Raw genomic sequence first — 20,188 nt, 5'->3', positions numbered from 1 at the left:
GGCGGAAGCGGAGGTGTCGACCTGGGTGAGGTGCCGTTCGTGGTGGTGGATGTGGAGACCACCGGGCTGTCGTCGAGGTCCGACCGGATCGTGGAGATCGCCCTGGTCCGCGTCGAGGGAGGTCGGGTGGTCGACGAGTGGGCCACCCTCGTCGACGCCGGCCGCGACCCCGGGCCGACGTTCGTCCACCACATCACGGCCGACATGCTGTCCGGAGCGCCGACCTTCACCGACGTGGCGGGTGAGATCCTGTCCAGGCTCGACGGTGCCGTGGCGGTGGCGCACAACGCCCGCTTCGAGGAGGGCTTCATCGCCCAGGAGTTCGCCCGCGCCGGCATCGACACCGCGCCCCTGCCGGCGGTGTGCACCCTGCGGTTGGCCCGACAGGTCCTGGCCGCGCCGAACTTCCAGCTCGTCTCCTGCTGCGCCGCGTACGGCATCGAGCTGCACGACGCCCACACCGCTCTCGGTGACACCCGGGCGACCGCCCAACTCCTGACCCGGCTCCTGGCGGAGGCACCTGCCCTCCGGTTCCCGTCCGCTCCGGTACCGCTGCCTCGGTACCCCCGCCACACCCGGCCCCGCACCCGGGTAACCGGCCTGCGCAGGGGCACGGACGGGTGGATCCAGTCGCTGCTCGGGAAGTTGCCCTGCTCCACCAGCGACGCCGACCCGGCGTCCGCCGAGGCGTACCTCGCCGCCGTGGGGGACGCCCTCAGCGACGGCAAGCTGACCGGCGTCGAGGCCAAGGCACTGGCCCGACTGGCCGGGCAGTCCGGCATGGGCGCCCAGCAGGTGCGGGACCTGCACCACCGCTACCTCGACGGACTGCGGGACGCAGCGCTCGCCGATGACATCCTGACCGGCACCGAGTACCGGCAACTCGTCACGGCCGCCCGACTCCTCGGGGAACCGGACTACTTTGCGGACCTCACCGCGCCCGAGGGGGAAACCACGAGCCGTGCCAGGGCGGTCAAGCAGAAGGGGCAACGTGTCTGGTGCAGCCCGTCCGTGTCCATTGATGCCCGTGACCGTCTCGCCCAGGCCGGTTTCGTCTTGGCATCGAACCTGACCCGCAACGTCGTCGCCGCCGTCGTCACCGCTGCGGACCAGGACGACGCGAAGGTCGCGCGAGCACGCGAACTCGCCATACCGATCCGCTCCGACCTGGCCCTCGACGACATGCTGGGGACCACCCCCACGCCTTCCCCGGCGCCCCACCAGCCTGGAGCCGCCGCGGTGGGCGTGGAACAGAACGGGTCCCGCGCCGAGCCGACACCGGCCGCCGCGGTGCCCGTGCCCATCCCACGCAGACCGCAGGCCGTCGCCGGCTGGTACCTGGACCCGTCCGGGCGGTGGACCTACCGCTTCTGGGACGGCAAGAACTGGACCGAGAGGGCCAGCGCCGGAGACGGCCGCACCTGGTCGGACAGCACCGGCCTACCGCTGTGGTGCGCGCCCACGACGGACGGACTGGTCGACGGCCAACAGCCGCACACCCTCACAGACCAGATCATGACCATGCAGAAGACCGACCTCCACGCGGCGCTGCTCCTGACCGTCCGGTGCATCGACGCGGTGGAGAACGACGCACGCATCAACGGGCACGGGGTGGCTCCCTGGTACTACGAGCGGGCCGCCATCATCTTCGCCAGCCTGGGCGACCCCGCCGCCGAAGTCGCCGTGCTCGAACGATACGCCCGACAGAGACACGCTCCCGGGGCCACCCTGGCTCGGCTCCTCGAACGACTCAGACAACGCCAGGCCACGGCCCACGCGTAGCCGACAGCACCGTCCGTGCCCGCATTCACGCTATCGCGGATCCGGGGCTCGCGGTGAACCTGGCTGAGGGCCCGGCGGCCTGGACTGTTTGGCCCATAGGTGGCAGTTGTCGTCGCTGCCTCCTCCAGGTTCGTGAGCGACAGCATGGGGGCTTGTGTGGGGTCGCTTTGCTGTGCGAGACGGCCGGGTCAGATGATGGTTCGCTGCGCGTGCCGGCCGGTGTGGGACGTCGGATCGTCGGCCTGCTCGGTTGGCGTGCTCAGCAGTTGTCGCGCCGCGGCTGCGTGACGGATCGCGGTGGTCTCGCGGACGCCGAGGACCTCGGCCGGGTGCAGCGGGCCGGCGCCGCTGACGTGGGCTTCGTCGAGGTGACGGTCGTACGCAGCCGTTCGGGGGCGCCGGCAGTCCGGGCAGGACGGCGGTTGGGCCAGGGGTGGCTGACTGGTCCGAGCCGCATGGCGCTCTTGTTGCTGATCAACAGGTGCTGTTGGGCCAGCGGCGACGCCGGTGGTCGAGCCAGTCGGTCAACGCGGATCGGCGCGGCCGTGCTGCTCGCGTTGGTCGGGGCGCTCGGCGTCGACCTGGACCGCTTTCCCGAGATGCGGACCGCTTCTTCGGGAGACCGGGGGCGGCCCGCTCGACAGGAACTGCCTGCACGCCCGGACCGACCTGGTAAGGGCTCGGGGCGTCCCGTTGCGTCAGCTTCACCCCGTACCCCCGGATGGTCCGAGGCCGTGACAGCCGTGATCCGTCTCAGGTGCCGGGGGTCGTGGCGGCGTCGAGCAGCTCCAGCAGGTGCCGGTAGGGGTGGCCGGTGGCGCGGGTCAGGCCGATCTCGCACGTGCGGTTGACCGAGGCGTGGGCGGTGTGGTCGCCGGCGGTCACGGCTGCCGCCTCGGCGCGCGTGGCGGAGGCGGTGAGTTCGGGGTGGAGCAGGCCGCGGTCGCCGGCGAAGCCGCAGCACTGCCAGTCGGCGGGGATGTCGACGCGGTCGGCGATCGCGGCGGCGATGCGGCTGATGGCGGTGTCGAGGCCGAGACGCACCGACGAGCAGGTCGGGTGCAGTGCCAGCGACGGCAGTCTGCGGGTCACCGGCAGGCGGGGGAGCAGGCGATCGGCGGCGAAGACGACCGCGTCGACGACGGGGGCGTCTCCGGCGAGGCGGCGCAGACCTTCGGTGCAGGAGGCGGCGTCGACCACGACCGGCAGCCGGTTGCCGGCGAGGGCGGCCCGGACCCGGTCGCGCATCACCTCGTACCCCTCGGTGTGGCCCTTCGAGGACCAGGGGGTGCCGCAGCAGAGGTCGCCGACGCCGTCGGGGACGTGCAGCCGGATGCCGGCCCGGTCGGCGAGGCGGGTCACGGCGGCCAGCACACCGGGGCCTCCGGCGGCGGGCGCGAACACGGTGTTCAGGCAGGACGGCAGGTAGACGGCGTCGGCGTCCGGGTCGGGCTTCGCCCGCCGGCGGACGCCTCCGCGGGGCAGGTCACGGCTCCAGGCGGGCACGGTGTCGGGCGCTGCGAGGGTACGGGCGGCGCGGGTCACCCGCTCCGGGAGCGCGGGCGGCAGTGCCGCCGCGGTGTCGAGGGCCAGGTTCATGGCCCGGGTGGTGGCGTCCCAGTGCCGGGCGGCGCTGCTCCAGATCTTCCGCACGGTCCTGCCGTTGGCCTCGGCGCGCAGGCGTCTGGTCAGGTCGCCGGTGTTGATCAGCACCGGGCAGGCGGTGGCGCACATGCCGTCGACGGCGCAGGTGTCGACGGCGTCGTACGCGTAGTCGTTCTCGAGTTCGCGGGCCAGCGCGGTGTCGCCGGCGGCGTGGGCGGCGGCGATCTCGCGGCGCAGCACGATGCGCTGCCGGGGGGTGGTGGTCAGGTCGCGGCTGGGGCAGACGGGTTCGCAGTAGCCGCACTCGACGCACCGGTCCACCTCGGGCTCGACGGTGACGACCGGTTTCAGGTGGCGCAGGTGAGCTTCGGGGTCGTCGGTGAGCAGCACGCCGGGATTGAGGGTGCCGGCCGGGTCGCAGAGCTGTTTGACCTCGCGCATCACCGCGAACAGCTCGTCACCGAACTGGCGGCGCACGAACGGGGCCATCACCCGCCCGGTGCCGTGTTCGGCCTTGAGGGTGCCGCCGCGGGAGAGCACGGCGTCGACGAGGTCTTCGGTGAAGTCGGCGTAGCGGCGGGTCCGGTCGCCGACGCCGAACCGTTCGTTGAGCATGAAGTGCAGGTTGCCGTCCTTGGCGTGGCCGAAGACGACGCTGCGCTCGTAGGCGTACCGGGTGAACAGGGTGTCGAGGTCGTCGCAGAGGCCGGCGAGGACGGGCACCGGCACGGCGACGTCCTCGAGCAGGGCGACGGTGCCGGTGGGCCGGTTGCCGGCCACCGTCGCGTACAGGCCCTTGCGGATGTGCCACAGCGCGGCGCGCCCGGCCGCATCCCGGCCCAGCCGGGCCGGGAGCGCCAGGTCGAGGGCGTCGAACAGCCGCTGGGCCTGCCGTTCCCGCTCGTCCAGGGCCGCCGGATCCGGTTCCTGCCATTCCACGAGAAGCGCGGCATGCCGGCGTACGGCCAGCGAGCGCAGCACCTCGCCGGCCTTCGGGTCGGTCTGTGCGACGCGCAGCGACTCCGCGTCGAGCAGCTCGACGGCGGCCGGGGCGGCGGCGACGAGCTGCGGCACGGCCCGCATCGCGGCATGCAGGTCGGGAAAGACGACCAGCCCGGTGGTCGCGGCCGGGTGGACGGGGACGGTGCGGAACACGGCCTCGGCGACGAAACCGAGCGTGCCCTCGCTGCCGATCAGCAGGTGGGCGAGGATGTCGACGGGCCGGGTGTGGTCGAGGAAGCTGTTGAGGCCGTACCCCATGGTGTTCTTCATGGCGTACTGCCCGGTGATGCGCCGCACCGAGTCCGGGTTGCCGCGCACCCGGTCGCGCAGCCGCTGGAGGCCCCCGGCGAGCTGCGGCTCCAGCGCGTGCAGGCGCTCGTCGGCGTCCGTGGCGCCGGTGTCGACGACGGTGCCGCTGGGCAGGACGAGGGTCATCGACTCCAGGGTGCGGTAGGCGTTGGCGTGGGTGCCGCAGGTCATGCCGCTGGAGTTGTTGGCGACGATCCCGCCGACGGTGCACGCCGACTCGCTGGCCGGGTCCGGGCCGAGCCTGCGGCCGTGGGCGGCGAGGCGGGCGTTGACCTGCCGCAGCACGGCGCCCGGCTGGACCCGGACGCGGGCGCCGTCGTCGAGGACCTCGATGCCGCGGAAGTGCCGGCGCACGTCGGCGAGCAGTTGATCCGTGCCGGCCTGCCCGCTCAGGCTGGTGCCGCCGGAGCGGAAGGTCACCCCGAGACCGAGGTCGCCGGCCGCCCGCATGAGCGCCGCGACCTGGCCGCGGTCGCGGGGGACCACCACCGCCTGCGGGGCGAGCAGGTAGTGCGAGGCGTCGTGTGCCATGCCGAGCCGGTCGCTGGCACGGCTGCGTACCGCTCCGGGCACCGCCTGTTCGAGGGCGGCCGGCAGTGGGGTGCTGGTCATCTTCTGCTTCCAAAGGTCGACGGGGATCTTCGGGCCGCGGGGCCTACAGGTAGTCGGCCGGCCAGTGGAACGCCCCGGGCGCCGCCGTGATCGCGGCGACGTGCTCGGGTGTCGCGTGGATCGGCCGGACCATCCCGGTGGTGTCGGCCTGCGCCACCGGGTCGGCCAGCAGGCACGGCAGCGCGGCCTCGATCGCCGGGTCGGCGGGCAGCCGGGCCACGCAGTGCCGTACGTCGCGCGTGGCGGCGGCGCGGGCGACGGCGCGGAACAGGGCGGGCAGGGCGTCCGGCCCGTCGGGCAGGGCGGCGGTCTCGACCACCCGGACGCGCCCGGGGGCCCAGTGCGCGGCCAGGTAGCCCGCCACCCGGCCCCGGTGGCGGGCCACCAGCAGTTCGGTGGGCGGGGAATACCAGACCGGCACCCGCAGCCGCCAGTCGTCGGCGTCCCGCACGGTGCTGAGCGGCCGGTCGGCGTTGAACGCCGCGTGCACCGGGGCCAGCTCCGCCCAGTCCACCTCGGGTTCCGCCCGCACGGTCCAGCCCGCCGGTGCGGCCGTGGCCGTGGCTGCGGCCGGCCGCCCGGTCGGGTAGCGCAGGGCGAACGGCCGGTAGCCGCTGGACGCGTACACGCCGGGTGTGCCGGTGAACAGCAGCGACCAGGCGCAGCCGTCCGCGGCCATCGCCGTGACGGCCAGGTCGAGCAGGCGGCGGACGTGCCCGCGTCCGCGCGCCCGGACCCGGGTGGCCACGTTGGCGACGCCGCCGACCAGGTCGACAGCGCCGGCGGCGGCACGGATCCGGCGGGGCAGGTAGTAGACGGCGGCGACGACCGTCCCGGCCTGCGCCGCCACGAAGGTACGCGGCAGGCGGCCGGGGTCGCCGGCCCACAGCCGGACGACGTGCGCGTCGTCGAACGCCTCCGCCCAGGTGGCGTGCAGCGACGGCACGTCCGCCGCGGTGGCCGGACGGTACTCGACCGGGCCGGTCACGCCGGGGCGAGCGGGGTGCGCTGCCGGCCGAGCCCGTCGATCTCCATCTCCATCACGTCGCCGGCCGCGAGGTAGGGGAACCGGCCGGACAGCGCCACTCCCTGCGGGGTGCCGGTGTTGAGCAGGTCGCCGGGTTCGAGCACGGTGAACTGGGAGAGATGCCAGATCAGGTACGCCACGTCGAAGATCATGTCGGCGGTGCGGGAGTCCTGCCGGGGTTCGCCGTTGACCCACGAGCGCAGCCGCAGCGCCTGCGGGTCGCCCACCTCGTCCGGCGTGACCAGCCAGGGGCCGAGCGGGTTGAAGGTCTCGCACGACTTGCCCTTGGCCCACTGGCCGCCGGGGTCGGCGAACTGGTAGTCCCGCTCGGACACGTCGTTGGCGACGGCGTAGCCGGCCACGTGGTCGAGGGCCTCGGCGGGGGAGTCGAGGTAGCGGGCCGGCTTGCCGATCACCACGGCCAGCTCGACCTCCCAGTCGGTCCGGGTCGAGCCGCGCGGTATCAGCACCCGGTCGTGTGGGCCGACGACGGTGTTCGGCGGCTTGTGGAACAGGATCGGCCGCTCGGGCGGGGCGACGCCGGACTCGGCGGCGTGGGCGGCGTAGTTCTGCCCGATGCAGAGCACCGCGCCGGGCCGGGCGATCGGCGCGCCGACCCGCTGCCCGGTCACGTCGAGGCGCGGCAGCGGGCCAGCCGCCCGCACCCGCGCCACGGGGTCCGAGGCGAGGAACGCGGCGTCGATGTCGGCGGTGACCCCGCTCAGGTCGAAGTGGCCGGTGCCGTCGAACAGCACCGGCCGTTCGGCGCCGACCGGGCCGATCCGCATGAACTTCATGGTGTCCTCTCAGAGATGGTGGGGTGGGCCCCTCGACGGGCCCCGACGGGGGTGGCTGCGCCGGTCAGCCGGTCCGGGCGAGCATCTCGGGCGTGACGGCGTGGGCGAGGGGCCGCCCGTTGGCGTACCGGACGATCTCGTCGACCACGATCTCACCCTGCCGCCGGCGGCCCTGCACGGTGCCGGCGGCCTGGTGCGGGGTGAGCAGCACGTTGGGCAGCGCCCGCAGGGGATGGCCGGTGGGCAGAGGCTCCTCGTCGAAGACGTCCAGCGCGGCGTCGATCCGGCCGCGGGTCAGCTCCGCGACGAGCGCCGCCTCGTCGACCAGCCAGGACCGGGCGGTGTTGACCAGCCCGGCGCCGTCGGGCAGCAGCGCCAGCTCGCGGGCGCCGAGCAGGTGCCGGGTCTCCGGCAGGGTCGGCGCGTGCAGCGCGACGATGCGGCTGCCGGCGAGCAGGTCGTCCAGGCCGGCCAGCCGGACGCCGAGCCCGGCGGCGTCCGCCGGGGTCAGGGTCGGGTCGCAGACGCTGACCTCCGCGCCGAGGGCACGGACCAGTTCCAGGTATGCCCGCCCGGTGCGGGACGCGCCGACGATGCCGACCGGGCAGCCGAGGATCTCGTGCCGGGGCGGCGCCTGCTCCGCCCGGTGCCATTCGACGCCCGCGTGCAGGGCGTGGTCGAAGCGGGGCGTCCGGTGCAGCAGGGCCAGGGTGAACGCGAGGGCGACCTCGGCCACCGACCGGGCCATGCCCTGCCCGGCCTGGGTGACCGTGACGCCGCGGGCGAACAGCTCGGCGGTCACGAACGGCTTGACGGAGGCGCCGGTGTGCGCGACGAGCCGCAGCGCCGGGGCCCGGTCGAGCAGGGCCGCGTCGAGCCGTGGCACACCCCAGGAGGTGACCAGCACCTCGGCCCGGGCCAGCACCGACGCCAGGTCGACGCCGGTGAGCGCCGCGTGGTCGTCGACGAGGGTGGCGTCGGTGGTCGCGGCCAGCCGGTCGCCGACCCGGTCGGGGAAGAACTGGGCCCGCAGCGCGGCGGGCACGCTGACCACGGTGACGGGGCGGCGCGCGCCGGTGGGCGGGGTCACCGGCGGGCCGCCCGCCGGCCCGGCCCCTGCCCGCTGCTCACCGGAGCCAGCCATCGCGGTGCTCCGCGACGAAGTCGTCGTCGGTCAGCCACGGGTAGGCGGCGCTCACCCGGGTCAGCTCCTCCGCCTGGCCGGGCGACAGCCCCTCGGCCGGGTCGAGGCACCACACCCCGTCGAGCAGCCCCTGCCGGCGCAGCACCTCGTGCACGCCGGCGATGCAGCCATGGAAGGCGTTGGCGGCGTCGAACACGGCCGCGTTCGCGTCGGTGACCGCCGCGCTGCGGCCGGTCAGCTCCGCCAGCGCCGCCGAGTCGCCGTCCCGGGCCGCCCGGGCCTGCGCGAACAGCCCGACGGCGGCGCGGGTCCACACCGCCCACTGGCCGAGCAGCCCGCCGACGAACCGGCGGCCGGCGAACTCGCCGAGCAGGTCGCCGACGATGTGGTCGTCGTTGCCGGTGTACAGCGCCACCTCCGCGCCCCGGTCGGCGGCGGCGATCCCGCGCACCGCCTCCAGGGTGCGGTACCGGTCGAACGGGGCCAGCTTCACCGCGACCACCGACGGCAGGTCGGCGAACGCCCGCCAGAACGCCGTGGACAGGCGCGGCCCGCCGATGGCCGGCTGGAGGTAGAAGCCGATGACGGGCAGCACCTCGCCGACGGCCCGGGCCCGCCGGAGCAGGTACGCCTCGTCGGCGTCCGGCACGACGGGGGACAGCAGCACGGCGTGGTAGCCCAGGCCGGCGGCGAGTTCGGCCTCGGCGACGGCCTGGGCCGTGTCGCCGCACGCCCCGGCGACCTTCACCACCGGCCGCCCGGCCTCGGCGTCGACGGTCTCGGCGGCCAGGGCGAGCACCGGCCGCAGCAGGCCGGCCTGGCGGATCGTGAACTGGGTGGTGTGCACGCCGACGGCGAGGCCGCCGGCCCCGGCGGCCAGGTAGTAGCGGGTCAGCGCGCGCTGCCGCCGCTCGTCGAGGCGGCGGCCGGCGGTCAGCGCGAGCGGGTGCGCGGGGATGACGGTCCCCGCGCGCAGCAGGTCCAGGGACACGGTCAGAACCTCCCGTCGCGGACGGCGAACTTGGTGGGCTTGCCCGAGGTGGGCAGGCCGGCGGCCAGCCAGTCGGCCTGCCAGTCGATCAGGGTGCCCAGCGCGACGTCCGGGTAGCCGAACAGCGCGTGGCAGCGGGTGGCGTCGTTGAGCAGCGCGGTGGATGCCTCGTCGCCGGCGTAGCTGACCGGCCGGCCGAGGCGCTCGCCCATCCGGGCGGCGATCCGGCGCACCGGGGCGGTCTCCGGGCCGGTCAGGTTCAGGGTGAACACGTCGGCGCGGGCGTGCCCGAGCGAGCGCAGCGCCACCTCGTTGGCGTAGCCCTGCCAGACCACGTTGACGTGGCCGGTGGTGACGTCGACCGGCTCCCCGGCGAGCACCGCGTGGCCGATGTCGGCGAGCACGCCGTAGCGCAGGTCGACCGCGTAGTTGAGCCGCAGCACCGCGACCGGGGTGCCCCGGGTGGCGGCGGCGTGCGCGAACACCTGCTCGCGGCCGAGGCAGCTCATCGCGTAGTCGCCGAGCGGCCCGGTCGGGTCGGTCTCCACGCAGCCGCCGGTGCCCACGGGCACCATCGGGTAGACGTTGCCGGTGGAGAAGGCGGCGATCCGGGCCGCCGGGTAGCGCCTGGCCACCGCCGCGGGCAGCACCGCGTTGACCACCCAGGCCAGGTAGGGGGCGCTGGCGGTGCCGAACTTCGCGCCCACCATGAACACCACGTCGGCGGCGTCGGGCAGCCCGGCCAGGTCGCCGTCGCCGAGCAGGTCGAACGCGACCGGCTCCACCCCGTCGGCGGCCAGCGCGTCGGCGGCCGTCCGGTCCGACCAGCGCGACACGGCGTACACCCGGTCGCCGGCGCGGCCGGCGGCGTCGAGCCCCCGGCGGGCCAGCCGGCACAGCGACGGGCCCATCTTGCCCCCGGCGCCGAGGACCACCAGGTCGCCGGCGCCGCCGGCCAGGTCGGCGACGAGCGCCGCCGAGGGCCGGGCGAGCCGCTCCTCCAACTCGGACTCACTCGTGAACATGGCACTCATCCCTTGATTCCGGACATCGTGACGCCCTCGGTGAAGTACCGCTGGCCCACGAGGTAGGCGGCGAAGATCGGCACGAACGCGACGACCGAGCCGGCGAGCATGACGTTGAGCGGCACCTGCTCCTTCTGCAGGGAGGCGATGCCGACGGTGAGGGTGCGCATGTCCCCGCTCTGCCCGATGATCAGCGGCCAGAGCAGGTCGTTCCAGTGCCACAGGAAGACGAACACGCCGAGGGTGGCCAGGATCGGCTTGCACAGCGGCAGCACGATCCGCACGAACATCCGCCACTCGGACGCGCCGTCGATCTTCGCCGCCTCGAACAGCTCGTCGGGCAGGCCCTGGATGAACTGCCGCATCAGGAACACCGCCTGCGCGTTCGCCAGGGTGGGCAGGATCAGCCCCCAGTACGTGTCGACCCCGCCGACCTTCGCGATGAGGATGAAGGTGGGGATGAGGGTGACGTGGTACGGCACCATCACCATCGCCAGGAACGACCAGAACATGGTCTCCCGGCCGGGGAAGCGCTTCTTCGCGAACGCGTACCCGGCCATGGCGGCCAGCAGCAGCACCGCGACGACGCTGACCACCGAGTAGATGGTGGTGTTCAGCAGCCAGCGCAGGATGTCCCGCGAGTCGAGCACCGTCGCGTACGCGTCGAACTCGATCGGCCAGGGCAGCAGGCTGCCGGGGAACTCGACGGCGGCGGCGGGCTTGAGGCTCAGCACCACCATCGCGTAGAACGGGAACAGCGTGACCACGCTGGCCACGGCGAGCAGCACGTAGCGCAGCACGACGCCGCCCGGCCCGGGTTGCAGCGCCCGGTACGAGCGCCGCCGGCGGCGCGGCGGGGGCGCCGGGGTCGGCGTGGGGGCGGTGGTCGTGGCGGTCACTTGTCCCTCCCGAGGGTCAGCCGCTGGATCAGCGCGACGACCAGCGTCATCACGAACAGGGCCACCCCGATCGCGCTGGCGTAGCCGAGGTCGAAGTACTTGAAGCCCTGGTCGTACAGGGCCATGACGAGGGTGTAGCTGGCGCGGGCGGGGCCGCCGCCGGTCATCGCGTACACCAGGTCGAAGACCTGGAACGAGGCGGTCGTCTCGATCACCAGCAGGAAGAACAGCACCGGCTTGAGCTGGGGCAGCACGATCCAGCGGAACCGCTGCCACGGGCCGGCGCCGTCGGTGAGCGCGGCCTCCTCCTGCTCGCGGGGCAGGTCCTGGAGGCGGGCCAGCACGATCAGCATGCCGTACCCGAAGTGCGACCAGACGCCGACCAGGGCGAGCGCCGGCAGCACCAGCGTGCTGGAGGCCAGCCAGGAGCCGTCGGGCAGGCCGACCCAGCCGAGGATCCGCGACCACGGGCCGTCGGAGGAGAACACCCAGGAGAAGATGGTGGCGACCAGCACCAGGCTGGTGACCACCGGCAGGAAGAACACCGACCGGAACAGGCCGACGCCGCGGAAGCCGCGCCGGACCAGCAGCGCCAGCCCGACCGACGCGGCGACGGTCAGCGGCACGTACAGCACGGTGTAGCCGGCGGTGACCCGCAGCGCCTGCCAGAAGACCGGGTCGTCGGCCAGCCGCCGGGCGTTGTCGAGCCCGGTCCACTCGGCGTCGCCGCCGATCGTGTAGTCCATGAAGCCGAGCACCAGGCCGGCGATCGCCGGGCCGAAGCGGAACGCCAGGAACAGCAGGAACGCGGGGAGGACGAAGAGCAGACCCCATCGTGCCTCGCGCCGGGCGATCACCCGCCGGGCGCTCCGGGCGGGCAGCTGAGCAGGTACGGCCATCTCGCCATCCTCTTCGCAGGTTCGACACCGGCCGGTCGGGCCGGTGTGGTGGTGCCCGGCCCGCCGCCGCACCGCGGCGGGCCGGCGGGGCTCAGAGCAGCGCGTCGGCGGCCTTCGCCGCGTCGGCGAGCGCCTGCTCGGGGGTCTTCTTGCCGATCAGGGCGGCCTGGATCTCGGGGGCGAGCACGCCCATCACCTCGCGGCTCTTCTCGTGGAGCGGGCCGACCGTGGTGGCGCCCAGCGTCTTCTCCATCTCGGTGCTCACCGGGTCCTGCGGGTACAGCGACCCGGCGGAGGTCTTGGCGGAGAAGTAGCCGCCGGCGACGTCGTACGCGGAGGCGACCGCCGGCGCGGTGACGAAGGTGATCCACTCGCCCGCGGCCTTCTTGGCCTTGCTGCCCTTGAGGATCGACAGGCTGCCCACGGTGCCGTAGCCGACGCTCTTGACGTCGCTCAGCGGCGGGAAGATCTTGATGTTCTCCTTGCCCCAGAACTGCTCGACGTCGGCGGGGACGTGCTGCCAGGTGCAGGCGACCTTGTTCTTCGCCACGTTGGTCTGCTCGAACGCGGGGATGCTGGTGATCAGGTCCTTCTGGACGTAGCCGCCGTCGACGAGCTGCTTGAGGAAGGTCAGCGCCCTGACCCCCTCGGGGCCGGCGAAGGCCACGGACGCGCCGTCGGCGGTGAACACGTCGCCCCCGGCCTGCCAGAGCAGCGGGTAGAAGGACTGGTTGAGCGTGGCGCTCGGGTCGGCGTAGTAGTTGGTGGCGTCGAAGCCCTTCGCCTTCAGCTTCGGCGCGAGGGCCAGCAGGTCGGCCCAGGTCTTGGGGTACTCGGTGAGCCCGGCGGCGGCGAACACCTTCGCGTTGCACATCAGCGGGTTGCTGCTGGTCAGGATCGGCGCGCCGAGCATCTTGCCGTCGAGGGTGACGGCGGCCCGGACGTTCTCCCGGTAGTCGGCCTTCGCGTCGGCGGGCAGGTAGTCGTCCACCGGCTCGATCATCTTGTGGAACTTGCCGAGCTGGTCGGGGATCAGGTAGACGACGTCCGGGCCCTTGCCGCCGGCGATCGCCGCCGTCAGCGACTCCTCCCGCTTGGCCCACGGGAAGATCTCGACCTTGACGTCGACGTCCGGGTGGTCGGCCTTGAACGCGGCGACCTGCTTGTCCCAGAAGCCCTTGTGGGTGGCCTCGTCGGGGACCACCGGGTAGATCCACATGGTGACGCTCTGCCTGTCGCCGCCGGCCTCGGAGCCGCCGCCGCAGGCGGTGAGCAGCCCGGCGGCCAGCGCGACCGCCGCGAGCGGTGCGAACCTGCGAAGTCTCATCTGTGCGTTCCTCTCGAAATGGTTCACTGCGCGGGCACGGTCACGACCGTGCCGGTGTGCCGGGCCGTCTCGGCGGCGAAGACCGCGAGGTGGCTGGCGAGGGTCTCGTCCAGCCCGGACCGGATGTGGTGGCGGTCGCCGGTGGCCACGGCGCGGACGAAGGCGTCCATCAGCCCGGTGTCGCCGCCGCCGTGGTCGTCGGCGGCGGTGGACCCGCCGACCGTGCCGGCGTCGAGGACCTCGATCCGGTCGGTGCGGAAGTCGTGCACCCGGACCCGCTCGCCGTCGCCGGACAGGGCGCCGTGGGTGCCGAACAGCTGGGTCTTCCGGTGGGTCTGTTCGGTGAAGGCGGCCATGGTGAAGGTGGCGGTGACGCCGCCGGTCAGTTCCATCGCCACGACCTGGTGGTCGACGACGTCGTTGTCGCCGGAGTACACGCACCGCCCGTACGGGCCGGTGCGCAGCGCCTCGACCAGCGCGGCCTCGTCGGTGCCGTCGGTGACCACGCTGACCGGCCAGATCGGCCCGTGCTCGCGCAGCACCGGCAGGTACAGCTTCGGCGCGGAGTACGGGCAGCCCGGCTCGACCGGGCAGTCCAGGCACCGGGCTGCCGCCCCGGCCGGCGCCTGGTCGGGCCGGAAGTGGCGCAGCCCGCCGAAGCTGGCGACGCGCTCGATGCGCCGGCCGGTGACGTAGCCGAGCCAGTCCAGGTCGTGGCTGGACTTGGCCAGCAACATCGGGGTGGCCAGCTCCTCCCGCCGCCAGGGGCCGCGCACGTAGGAGTGGGCGTAGTGCCACCAGCCGACCGGTTCGAGGTGCTGGACGCTGACGACCTCGCCCAGCACCCCGCTGTCCACCACCCGCTTCACCAGGTCGGTGTAGGGGGTGTACCGCAGCACGTGGCAGACGGCGAAGAGCACGCCGGTGGCGCGTACCGCGTCGACGATCTCGCGGCACTGGTCGGCGGTCGGCGCGAGCGGCTTCTCCACCAGCAGGTGCCGGCCGGCCTTGGCGAATGCGACGGCCGGCTCGACGTGCATCCGGTCCTGGGTGGCGACGACGACCGCGTCGGCCGCCGGGTCCGCCGCCAGCAGGTCCCGCCAGTCGGCGAACTCCGCCGCGCCGGGGTGGGCGGCGGTGATCAGGCCCCGCTGGTGGGGCCGCGGGTCGGCGACCGCGACGAGTCGCGCCCGCGCCGGGTTGGCGGCCACCCAGCGGGCGTACGTCTGGCCCCGGTTGCCCGCGCCCACCAGCGCCACCCGCACCGGCCGGTCCTGCTGTCGCACCTGGCTCCTCGCCTTCTCTCGTCGTGGTGTGGTCAGACCGTGAGGTTCCCGGCGTCGCGGATGCGCGGGCCGGCGGCGGGCAGCTCCCGGGACACGCCCTCCTCGACGCACCCGGTGTGGTGCAGGTACGAGCCCTCGCCGAAGCCGCCGTCGACCAGCCGCAGCTTCCCGCCGGTGAACTGGACGCCGACGGCGGAGTACCGGTTGGCGCCGGCGTCGACGGCGACGTGCGCCGTGCCGGCGTCGGCGGTGGTGCTGAGGTAGCCGCCCAGCTCCCACCGCACGACGCCGGTGGCCGCGGCGCGCGACAGCAGCGCCCGGGCCGAGTTGGTGCCGCTGAGCACCGCGCCGCCGCCGACGGTGATCCGCTGGTCGGCGGCGCCCGCGAGGCGGATGCCGGTGTCGGTGAGGGTGCCGCCGTGCACGCGCAGGTCGGCGGACTTCACGGTGGCCGGCGCGGCGTCGGGCGCCCCGACGAGGGTCACGTCGGTCAGGTGCAGCCGCCCGGTGCCGCTGAACGTGTGCCCGTCGACCCCGCGGATGGTGGTGCGGACCAGGTGCACCGGCGTGGTGACGCTGGCCTGCACCACGTCGGTGCCGGCGGTGGCGAGGGTGAAGGAGCAGCCCTCGATGACGTTGGGCCGCTGGGACCGGGTGGACTGCTGGGAGATGATCAGCGTGTCGTCGGCGGAGCAGCCGCGCAGCTGCACCCCGTCGGCGTTGACCCACAGCATCCCGGAGCCGGCCAGCCCGGCCTTGCGGATGACCTGGACGTCCTCCAGGGTCAGGTCGGTGACCTTGACCCGGGCCACGAACCAGGAGCACACGTGCTTGCGGACGGTGATCCGCTTCGCCGCCGAGCCCCAGGCCGCCCCGGAGTTGGCGAACGTCATCAGCCCGGAGTTGCCGGTGTAGACGAGGTCGTGCTCGTACTGGCCGTGGGTGACGAAGGGGCCCTGGTCGTCGCCGTCGCCGTGGCAGTTGGTGACGTACCCGTACGCGGAGGCGGTCCAGTCGTTGAGGTGCCGGGCGTTGGAGGTGCGGCAGTCCTCGACGTGCCCGTAGAGGCAGTAGATCTGCTGGGTGAGGTAGCCGGCGCCGCCCCAGGTGACGGAGGTCGGGTTCTTCAGGGTGCACCGGGCGGTGTGGAAGTAGGTGCACCAGCGGCGCATGATCACCGGCCAGAAGGTGCCGGTGGCGTCGATGTCGGCGACGTCGCAGTGCACCGCGTACTCGTAGGCGACCGGGTGGGAGCCGGTGTACTGGTCCGCGCCGTTGCCGGTGAAGACGAGGTTGCGCACGTGCACCCGGCTGACCGGTTCGACCCGGGTCCAGGTGAGGGTGCGGCCCGCGGCCAGCTCCCAGCCGTTCTTGTAGTTCACCCGGATGTGGGTGCCGTCGACGATCTGGGTGACCTGGACGAGTTTCTGCAGCTCCCGCTCCCAGGTGCCGGCGAGCCGGTTGACCTCGACGGCGTACCACTGGCCGACGGCGAACGCCGCGGAGTCGGCGACCTGGAACGAGTCCCAGCCCTCCAGGACGGCCTCGGTCAGGGTGTGGGTGCGTACCTCGTCGGTGACCTTTCCCCGGAAGAACAGCACGGCGGCGAACGGGTCGTCGCGGCCGGCGTCGGCGATGCCGTCGGTGGACATGGTGTGCCCGCCGAAGTCGAGCACCAGGTCGCTGCGGGTGAACCGGTGCCGCTTGACGAAGTGCAGGTCGGAGTGGGCCTCGATGCGGTGCACGGTGGGGTCGGCGACCATCGCGTCGAGGGCCGCGTCGGCGGGGGTGCCGGCGTCGAAGATGCCGAAGTGCCGGAAGTCGACGACGCCGTCGTGGAGCTGGAGCCAACGCCCGGGCCGGTCGCCGTCGGGGGCGAGGACGGTGCCGCCGTTGGCGGGTGCGGTGCTGGCCGCGTCCCAGCGGAGCAGGCGGGCGGCGCCGTCGCCGGCGGCGTGGTAGCCGTCGACGTGCACGACCTGCCCGGCGCGCAGGGTCTGGGGCTTGACGGCGAGCAGCGCGGCGACGGTGCCCACGTGCAGCACCCCGTTGAGGCCGGGGGCCAGCGGGGTCGGCGGGCCGTCCGGCTTGGCGGCGGAGGCGGCGGTGGCGGGGGAGAGGGCGAGGGCGGTGCCGGCGAGGGCGAGCCCGCCGAGCCCGGAGGCGCGCAGCACGGCGCGGCGGGAGGCCGGCGCGAGGCGGTGGGTGGGTGTCTCGCCGGGGTTGGCGTTGTCGGCGTGCATGGGGTGTCTCCTCCTGCGGGGGCGTTCAGAGGGCGAGGTTGTCTCCGGTGACGACGCGGGCGGACTCGGCGGGCAGCTCGCGGGCGACCCCCTCCTCGACGCACCCGGTGTGCAGCAGGGTGGAGCCGACGCCGAAGGCGGCGTCGGCGAGCGTCAGCCGGCCGCCGGAGAAGCGGGCGCCGACGGCGCGGTACCGGTTGACCCCGGTGTCGACGCGCACGTGCGCGGTCTGCGCGTCGGCCGCGGCGCTGCGGTAGTCGCCCAGCTCGATCCGGACGGCCCCGGTGCCGGCGGCCCGGGTCAGCAGGGCCCGCCGGGCGTTGGTGCCGGTGACCGCCGTGCCGCCGTCGACGACGAGGCGCTGGTCGCGCACGGCGGACAGCTCGATGCCGGTGTCGGTCAGGGTGCCGCCGCGCACCACCACCTCGGCCGCGCCGATCAACAGCGGCGCCGCGCCGGGCGCCCCGGTCAGCGTGCAGTCGGTGAAGCGCACCGGGCCCGAGCCGCGCAGGATCGCGCCGTCGAGGCCGCGGAAGGTGGTGCGGACGAAGTGCACCGGGTTGCTCACCGGAGTCTGCACGATCACCGTGCCGGCGGGCTGGTCGAAGTCGCAGTCGGCGATGATCGTGGGCCGGCCCGACCGGGCCGAGCGCTGGGCGATGCTGAGGGTACGCGCCGAGCAGCCGCGTAGCTGCGCGCCGTCGGCGTTGACCTGGAGCGTGCCGGCAGGGTCGAACGTCGAGCGGGGGACGACCCGCACGTCCTCCAGGGTCAGGTCGGTGATCTTGGTGCCGGCGACGAACCAGGAGCAGACGTGCCGGCGGACGGTGATCCGCTTGGCGCTGATGCCCCACTGGCCACCGCTGTTGGCGATGTCCATCAGGCCGGAGTTGCCGGTGAAGACCAGGTCGTGCTCGTACTGCCCGTGGGTGGTGAACGGGTTGCCGCCGGCGTCGTCGCCGTCGCCGTGGCAGTTCTCCACGGTGCAGTACGCCGAGGCGGTGAGGTCGTTGAGGTGCCGGGCGTTGCTGCTGCGGCAGTCCACCACGTGCCCGTACAGGCAGTAGATCTGCTGGGTGAGGTAGCCGGCGCCGCCGTACATGACGGCCGGCGGGTTCTTCAGGGTGCAGTTCGCGGTGGTGAAGTGGGTGCACCAGCGGCGCATGATCACCGGCCACCAGGTGCCGGTGGCGTCGATGCCGGAGACGTCGCAGCGCACGGCGTACTCGTAGGCGACGGGGTGGGAGCCGCTGTACTCGCGGTCGTCGGGCCCCGACCCGGGGTACTCGCCGGTGAAGGCGACGTGGCCGAGGAAGACCATGTCGCGCACGTGGGCCCGCTGGACCGGCTCCACCCGCTGCCAGGTGATCCGGCGGCCCGGCTCCAGGGTCCAGCCGTTGAGGTAGCCCACCCGGATGTGGGTGCCGTCGACGATCTGGGTGACCTGGACCATCTTCTGCAGCTCGCGCTCGTCGGCGCCGGTGAGGGCGTTGCTGGTGGCGGTCCACCACTGGCCGACGGCGAACCGTGCCGAGTCCGGCACCTGGAAGACGTCGGTCAGCTCGGGGACGGTCTCGGTGAGGGTGTGGGTGATCACCGTGTCGGTCACCGTGCCGCGGAAGTACAGCACCGCGCCGAACGGGTTGTCGTGGGTGTTGCGCTCGATGCCGTCGGTGTGCACGGTGTGTCCGCCGAAGTCCAGCTCGATGTCGCTGCGGCCGAAGGTGTGCCGCTTGACGAGGCGCAGGTCGGTGTGGGCCTCGACCCGGCGGATCGCCGGGTCGCCGACCATGGCGTCCAGCGCGGCGTCGGCGGGGGTCTCCCGGCCGAAGATGCCGAAGCGCCGGAAGTCGCCGACCCCGTCGTGCACGGCCAGCCACCGGCCGCGCCGGTCGCCGCGGCCCGGGTGCGGGTCGTGCACGGTGCCGCCGTTGCCGGCGGCGGTGCTGGTGGGATCCCAGCGCAGCAGGCCACCGCCGCCGTCGCCGGGGTGGTGGTAGCCGGCGACCCGCACCAGGGCGCGGGCGGCCGGGGCGAGCCGGGCCAGGTCGGCGACGGTGTCAACGCGCAGCATCTGGTCGTGGGGGGTGGGCGTGGACGTGCCAAGTAGACCCATGGAGAGCCTCAACCTTCGCGGTCCAGCCGTCCGGCGGGCGCCGGACGGCGGTGCTGGGGGCCTGCGGACGCCACGGGGCGGCCGCAGGGCGGGGGAAGGTCGGGCAAACGCGCGAGGCGCGCAGGCGGCGGAGCTGCTGACCGGAACGCCCGGCGCCGGGGCTGCGGCGCGACGGGAGTCAGCTGTTCGCCCGAGACGGCCGCGGCCGGGGGCCGCGACCTGCCACGGCCGGGGCCGTGACGTTGGCGGGAACGTTAAACAGCAGGTGAACCGGCTGTCAAGGGGTCTGCTCCGCCGGGACGTGGCCGAGCCGGACGGAGATGGCCTCGGCCGCCTGGCGCACCTGCCGGCCCAGCTCCTGGTAGCGCCAGCTGGGCAGGCCGAGCTTCAGCCCGGTCACGCTGATCGCGCCGCAGCACCCGCCGCTGTGGTCGCGCAGGGCGCTGCCGATGCAGAACACCCCCTCGGCGTCCTCCTCGTCGTCGAGGGCGTACCCGGCCTTGCGGACGTCGTGCAGGTGGGCCAGGAGCGAGTCCAGGTCGGTGATGGTGTGGTCGGTGCGCCGGGGCAGCCCGACCCGGCCGATCAGCTCGGCCACCTGCGCCGGGGTCATCTCGGCCAGCAACGCCTTGCCCAGCCCGGTGCAGTGTGGCAGCTCGCGGGTGCCCATCCGCAGCTCGATCTGGATGCGCTCGCCGTTGCTGACCTGGTCGATGACGACCGCGTGGGCCCCCTCGGGAACGGCCAGCCGGGAGCTGAGCCCGGTGTCGCGGGTGAGCGCGGTCAGCACCGGGCGGGCGATGTCGCGCAGCGACAGCTGTTCCTGGGCGCGGACGCCGAGGCGGGCCAGCGCCGTGCCGAGCCGGTAGCGGCGGTTCATCCCCTCGCCGTCGTCCGCGGCGAGGTCGTGGTGGCACAGCGTGTGCAGGGTGGCGAACGCGGCGCTCTTGGACAGGCCGCAGGCGCGGGCGACGTCGGTGACGCTCAGCCCCTCGCCCGGCGCGGCGGCGGCGAGCGCCTCCAGCACCTCGGCCGCGCGGCTGACGCTGCGCACCAGGTAGCGGGAGCTGTCGCCGTCTTCGGTGGTGGTCATGGTCCTTCTTTCGGTCCGGAAAGCCGAAGCT

14 protein-coding genes are annotated in these 20,188 nt (G+C 73.9%); 1 reads left to right on the top strand and 13 read right to left on the bottom strand.

The window, feature by feature from the left end:
• Positions 1 to 39: 39 nt before the first annotated feature.
• Positions 40 to 1,782 carry an exonuclease domain-containing protein gene (locus ACFYWL_RS15135; RefSeq protein WP_386972503.1) on the top strand — a complete coding sequence of 581 codons (1,743 nt, stop codon included), beginning with the start codon at positions 40 to 42 and terminating at the stop codon, positions 1,780 to 1,782.
• A gap of 753 nt (positions 1,783 to 2,535) precedes the next feature.
• Here the strand turns inward: ACFYWL_RS15135 and ACFYWL_RS15130 are convergent.
• The 13 genes from ACFYWL_RS15130 to ACFYWL_RS15070 form a co-directional block, all read right to left on the bottom strand.
• Positions 2,536 to 5,310 carry an FAD-binding and (Fe-S)-binding domain-containing protein gene (locus ACFYWL_RS15130; RefSeq protein WP_386972500.1) on the bottom strand — a complete coding sequence of 925 codons (2,775 nt, stop codon included), beginning with the start codon at positions 5,308 to 5,310 and terminating at the stop codon, positions 2,536 to 2,538.
• A gap of 43 nt (positions 5,311 to 5,353) precedes the next feature.
• Positions 5,354 to 6,298, bottom strand: a complete 945-nt coding sequence (locus tag ACFYWL_RS15125) for a GNAT family N-acetyltransferase (protein ID WP_386972497.1) — start codon at positions 6,296 to 6,298, stop codon at positions 5,354 to 5,356.
• Complete coding sequence (locus tag ACFYWL_RS15120; protein ID WP_386972494.1) at positions 6,295 to 7,134, bottom strand: fumarylacetoacetate hydrolase family protein; 840 nt, start codon at positions 7,132 to 7,134, stop codon at positions 6,295 to 6,297. Before ACFYWL_RS15120 ends, ACFYWL_RS15125 begins: the two co-directional genes overlap by 4 nt.
• Before the next feature lie 64 nt (positions 7,135 to 7,198).
• A complete protein-coding gene (locus tag ACFYWL_RS15115; protein WP_386972492.1) occupies positions 7,199 to 8,278 on the bottom strand; it encodes a hydroxyacid dehydrogenase in 1,080 nt (359 codons plus the stop codon).
• On the bottom strand, positions 8,262 to 9,269 hold the full coding sequence (locus ACFYWL_RS15110) for a dihydrodipicolinate synthase family protein (RefSeq protein WP_386972490.1): 1,008 nt from the start codon (positions 9,267 to 9,269) through the stop codon (positions 8,262 to 8,264). Before ACFYWL_RS15110 ends, ACFYWL_RS15115 begins: the two co-directional genes overlap by 17 nt.
• A gap of 2 nt (positions 9,270 to 9,271) precedes the next feature.
• Positions 9,272 to 10,294 (bottom strand): NAD-dependent epimerase/dehydratase family protein, encoded by a 1,023-nt coding sequence (locus ACFYWL_RS15105; protein WP_386972487.1) that lies wholly within the window; start codon positions 10,292 to 10,294, stop codon positions 9,272 to 9,274.
• Between the two features lie 5 nt (positions 10,295 to 10,299).
• Positions 10,300 to 11,193 carry a carbohydrate ABC transporter permease gene (locus tag ACFYWL_RS15100; protein WP_386972484.1) on the bottom strand — a complete coding sequence of 298 codons (894 nt, stop codon included), beginning with the start codon at positions 11,191 to 11,193 and terminating at the stop codon, positions 10,300 to 10,302.
• Entirely contained in the window at positions 11,190 to 12,092 is a 903-nt protein-coding gene (locus ACFYWL_RS15095; RefSeq protein ID WP_386972481.1) for a carbohydrate ABC transporter permease, read from the bottom strand. Before ACFYWL_RS15095 ends, ACFYWL_RS15100 begins: the two co-directional genes overlap by 4 nt.
• Positions 12,093 to 12,183: 91 nt before the next feature.
• The gene (locus ACFYWL_RS15090) at positions 12,184 to 13,419 is read right to left on the bottom strand and encodes an ABC transporter substrate-binding protein (protein WP_386972479.1); all 1,236 of its coding nucleotides are present in this window, start codon (positions 13,417 to 13,419) and stop codon (positions 12,184 to 12,186) included.
• 23 nt (positions 13,420 to 13,442) lie between these two features.
• Positions 13,443 to 14,705: a Gfo/Idh/MocA family protein gene (locus ACFYWL_RS15085; protein ID WP_386972476.1), complete on the bottom strand. Its 1,263-nt coding sequence runs from the start codon at positions 14,703 to 14,705 to the stop codon at positions 13,443 to 13,445.
• 32 nt (positions 14,706 to 14,737) lie between these two features.
• Complete coding sequence (locus ACFYWL_RS15080) at positions 14,738 to 16,948, bottom strand: hypothetical protein (RefSeq protein ID WP_386972474.1); 2,211 nt, start codon at positions 16,946 to 16,948, stop codon at positions 14,738 to 14,740.
• 25 nt (positions 16,949 to 16,973) lie between these two features.
• The gene (locus tag ACFYWL_RS15075; protein ID WP_386972471.1) at positions 16,974 to 19,064 is read right to left on the bottom strand and encodes a hypothetical protein; all 2,091 of its coding nucleotides are present in this window, start codon (positions 19,062 to 19,064) and stop codon (positions 16,974 to 16,976) included.
• A gap of 277 nt (positions 19,065 to 19,341) precedes the next feature.
• Positions 19,342 to 20,157 carry an IclR family transcriptional regulator gene (locus ACFYWL_RS15070; protein ID WP_386972468.1) on the bottom strand — a complete coding sequence of 272 codons (816 nt, stop codon included), beginning with the start codon at positions 20,155 to 20,157 and terminating at the stop codon, positions 19,342 to 19,344.
• Positions 20,158 to 20,188 lie beyond the last annotated feature (31 nt).

Source organism: Micromonospora sp. NPDC002575 (assembly GCF_042889525.1).
Classification (GTDB): Bacteria; Actinomycetota; Actinomycetes; order Mycobacteriales; family Micromonosporaceae; genus Micromonospora; species Micromonospora carbonacea.
Note: the sequence above shows the minus strand (reverse complement) of the source record. Positions and strands in the feature narration are given on the sequence as shown.

What these genes read in the sequence shown, in the direction of transcription:
- ACFYWL_RS15130 (WP_386972500.1), bottom strand. Translation starts at nt 5,310, where the DNA reads ATGACCAGCACCCCACTGCCGGCCGCCCTCGAACAGGCGGTGCCCGGA.
- ACFYWL_RS15120 (WP_386972494.1), bottom strand. Translation starts at nt 7,134, where the DNA reads ATGAAGTTCATGCGGATCGGCCCGGTCGGCGCCGAACGGCCGGTGCTG.
- ACFYWL_RS15115 (WP_386972492.1), bottom strand. Translation starts at nt 8,278, where the DNA reads ATGGCTGGCTCCGGTGAGCAGCGGGCAGGGGCCGGGCCGGCGGGCGGC.
- ACFYWL_RS15105 (WP_386972487.1), bottom strand. Translation starts at nt 10,294, where the DNA reads ATGTTCACGAGTGAGTCCGAGTTGGAGGAGCGGCTCGCCCGGCCCTCG.
- ACFYWL_RS15095 (WP_386972481.1), bottom strand. Translation starts at nt 12,092, where the DNA reads ATGGCCGTACCTGCTCAGCTGCCCGCCCGGAGCGCCCGGCGGGTGATC.
- ACFYWL_RS15090 (WP_386972479.1), bottom strand. Translation starts at nt 13,419, where the DNA reads ATGAGACTTCGCAGGTTCGCACCGCTCGCGGCGGTCGCGCTGGCCGCC.
- ACFYWL_RS15080 (WP_386972474.1), bottom strand. Translation starts at nt 16,948, where the DNA reads ATGCACGCCGACAACGCCAACCCCGGCGAGACACCCACCCACCGCCTC.
- ACFYWL_RS15075 (WP_386972471.1), bottom strand. Translation starts at nt 19,064, where the DNA reads ATGGGTCTACTTGGCACGTCCACGCCCACCCCCCACGACCAGATGCTG.
- ACFYWL_RS15070 (WP_386972468.1), bottom strand. Translation starts at nt 20,157, where the DNA reads ATGACCACCACCGAAGACGGCGACAGCTCCCGCTACCTGGTGCGCAGC.